The sequence below is a fragment of the Streptomyces sp. NPDC060198 genome (genome assembly GCF_042728415.1).
Classification (GTDB): domain Bacteria; phylum Actinomycetota; class Actinomycetes; order Streptomycetales; family Streptomycetaceae; genus Streptomyces.
The window spans coordinates 1-3,455 of the sequence record NZ_JBHWZJ010000546.1 but is presented as its reverse complement, the minus strand read 5'-3'; the positions used below and the strand labels follow the sequence as shown (position 1 = coordinate 3,455).

Here is a 3,455-nt window from a genome sequence, read left to right as displayed (position 1 = left end):
CCTTCGCCACGGGGTCACGCTCCGTACGCCTTGAAGGCGGTCACATGTGCGCGCTGCGCCCCGTGCGTCGCGTCGACCACGAGCCGAAGTGCACGGGTGCGTACGGGGCCGCCGTCCGCCGCCTTCAGTTCGTGTACGCGGTGCCGGCGGCGGTTGTCCGTCACCGTCAGGAGCGTGTGCCACATGCCTTCGGAGTCCCTGCTCTGGAGGCGGTAGTCGCGTACCAGTTCCGGCATGACCTCGTAGGGCGTGCGGTGACGGTGCAGGTTGTTGAGGTATTCATCGACGTCGTCGTCGAACACCAGGCGGGCTTCGCTGAGTTCCTGCTCGTCCTGCCAGTCGAGTCGTAGCCACTCGCCCGTGCCCTGCGGAGCGGAGGACCACATGTTCGGGCCGCCGTAGGGACGCTGGTAGCCGCCCACGGCCCGTTCGGGGTGGAACGCCCCGGTGTCGGGGGCCGCCCGGAAGGCGAAGCACTGGCGGCGCAGACCGCGGGCCTGCCATTCCAGCACCGGTTGGCCGTCCTCCTCCGGGATGTCGTGGTCGACGGCCGCGTCTCCCTCGGCCTTCCTGCGCAGGGCGAGGACGCCGTCGGTCCGTTCGGGGAGCAGGACCAGGGCCGCGTCCTCGCAGGCCCGGACGACGACGATCGCGTTCCGGGGGGTGTCGGGGTGGTGGTCGAGGCGAGCCGTCACCCAGTGCGGGCCGCCGGGCGGGACGGCGACCGCGGTCGTCAGGAGATGGTCGGCGGGGACCGCGTTCTCCGGGGTGCCGGTCCCCCACAACTCCACGGTGAGCTCGCGGGACCCGCCGTCCGGGGCGCCGTGGACGAGGAGCTCGACCGTGTCCAGTGCGGGATCGACCGGCACCAGGAGGGCGAGGTCGCGGTCGAGCGGGTAGGGCGTGCCGGGCACCTCGGGTGTGGGTTCGGCGGCCAGGCGGTCCAGGTGGGAGGAGGCGGTGGCACGGGCCGCGCGCGCCAGGTTGTCGGGGTCGTCGTCGGCGAGGCCGATCACCGAGGCGTCCTGGCGCAGCAGGGCGCGGCGTACCAGTTCCGGCCGTCGGCCGGCGAGTTCGCGCGGGGTGAGGCCCTCGGCGACGCACAGGGCGGCGGCGGTTCCCGCGGCCTCGCCGAGAGTCGCGCAGGTGGCCATGACGCGGGTGGCCCCGAAGGCGATGTGGGTGGCGGAGATGTTGCGCCCGGCGAAGAGCAGGTTCGTGACGTTCACCGAGTACAGGGAGCGCAGGGGGATGTGGAAGATGCCGTCCGCGTACCGCTGGCGCGCGCCGGGCTCGTCGGCGTACATGCCCTGCACGGGGTGGAGGTCGACGGACCAGCCGCCGAAGGCGATCCGGTCGGGGAACTGGCGTTGCTGGAGGATGTCCCCCTGGGTGAGGACGTGGTCGCCGAGGAAGCGGCGGTACTCGCGCTTGCCGGGGAGGCTGCCGGCCCATTCCAGGGTGAGGTTCGCCGCGTCCGGGAAGTCGCCGGAGTTCTTGATGTGGTCCCAGACGCCCGTGATCACGGCTTGGAGTTCGTCGCGGATGCGCTCGTTGTCGTGGACGGTGTCGAGTTCGCCGCCCCATTCGATCCACCAGTAGTCGCAGCCGTTGTCGCCGGTGCGCAGGACGCGGTTGCGCAGGATCGGCGTGAGCGACAGGTCCTTGGCGTAGGAGGGCGGTACGAACTTGGTCGGCCGGCCGGTGTCCCTGCTCTGGAAGAGGAGTGTCGAGCCGAGCAGCGCCCGGTCCGCCTCAAAGGGCGCCCAGGGCTCGTCGAACTCGGCCTGCGCCTCGCGGCCTATGCGGTAGTGGGCACCGGCGAGGTGGCCGAGCAGGCCGTCGCCGGTGCAGTCGAGGAACTGGCGCGCGTGGAAGGTGATGCGGCGCTCGGAGCCCATCATCCAGCCGGTGCAGGAGCGCACCTCCCGGCTGTCGTCGGGGCCGCTCGCCTCGACCTCGCGGACGTCGGTGTTGAGGTAGAGGTCGATGTTCGGTTCGGCGCGGACGGCGTCGAGGACGACCTGGTCCCAGTAGTAGGGGTTCCCCTCGGGGTTGCGGTACTGGTTCTCGGTGTACAGCTCGCCCATGATCCCGGTCTCACGGGCCCAGCGGTGCACGCCGTGTGCGGTGGCGCCGCACACCCATACGCGGATCTCACTGCTGGCGTTGCCGCCCAGGACGGGGCGGTTGTTGACCAGGGCGACGCGTCGGCCGAGCCGGGCCGCAGCGATGGCCGCGCAGGTCCCCGCCAATCCGCCGCCGATCACGGCGATGTCGTAATGGACCTCTTCTTCCCGCACGGTGCGGCCTCCTTGGTATGAAGCTCGGATACTCCCCCGCCGGAGCGGAGCGGCCTTGAACGTACATCACATGCATATTGTGCAACCACTGTTCAGACAGTGGGATTCGTTGTAAGTTCCGTTGCGGCCTCCGACCTGGTCACCACCAGCCGAAGAGGCAGACCCAGACCAGGTGGGGCGAGTTCGCCGGTGGCGCACAGAAACGGCGATTCACCAACCAAAAGGGTTGACTCCATCGCGCCATATGGAGAACGATCCCGCATGCTGCAACTTGCATTCACTGAAGCAGCGTGGAGTTCACACAGGGCCCCGGCGCTCCCGCCCCGTTCGAGAGGACAGATCCATGAGTACGGCCGCACCTCCCCAGAAGGCGCCCCCGCCCCGCGAGCGGGCCGGCGGACGGCTCTCCAACGGTGCGTTCGCCCTGCTGCTGACCGCACCGGGACTCGCCCTGTTCGCGGCGATCATCTTCTATCCGCTGCTCTCGGCACTGTTCACCGGCTTCTTCAAGCAGGACCTGCGGCTGCCGGGCCGGGAGTTCGTCGGCCTGGACAACTTCACCTACTGGCTGGACGGCGACTTCCTCACCATCCTCAAGCAGACGCTGGTCTTCACCGTCGGCGCGACGCTCGTACCCTTCGTGCTCGGCTTCGCGCTCGCGCTCGCGCTGAACACGGGCCTCAAGGGCAGCGGCTTCCTGCGCGGCCTGTTCCTGTTCCCCTGGGTCATCCCCGGGGTGGTGGTCTCCTTCCTCTGGATGTGGATCTTCAACGCGAACTACGGGGTACTCAACGGCGTCCTCATGAAGGCCGGGATCATCGATGAGTCCGTGGCCTGGCTCGGCCAGCCCGGCACCGCGATGCTCGCCGTCATCGTCACCAAGGCCTGGGCCAGCTTCCCCTGGATGATGGTGATGCTCCTGGCCGGTCTGCAGACCGTGCCCAGGGAGCTCCACGAAGCGGCCTCCATGGACGGGGCGGGCTCGATCCGCCGCTTCTTCAACGTCACCTGGCCGCAGGTCCGCGGTGTCGCCTCGATCGTGCTCCTGCTGGAGTTCATCTGGAACTTCCAGCACTTCGACACCATCTACGTCCTCACCGGCGGCGGACCGGCCGGCACCACCGAGACCTTCGCGACCGCCGTCTACCAGAC

General features: G+C 69.4%; 2 protein-coding genes. One reads left to right on the top strand and one right to left on the bottom strand.

Annotated features, from left to right (window positions below; all coding sequences use genetic code 11):
* Positions 1 to 14: 14 nt before the first annotated feature.
* The gene (locus ACFWEP_RS33165) at positions 15 to 2,303 is read right to left on the bottom strand and encodes an FAD-dependent oxidoreductase (protein WP_387375786.1); all 2,289 of its coding nucleotides are present in this window, start codon (positions 2,301 to 2,303) and stop codon (positions 15 to 17) included.
* A 343-nt stretch (positions 2,304 to 2,646) separates the two neighbouring features.
* Here ACFWEP_RS33165 and ACFWEP_RS33160 point away from each other — a divergent pair.
* The coding region (locus tag ACFWEP_RS33160; protein WP_387375784.1) for a carbohydrate ABC transporter permease at positions 2,647 to 3,455 on the top strand (809 nt) is incomplete at its 3' end.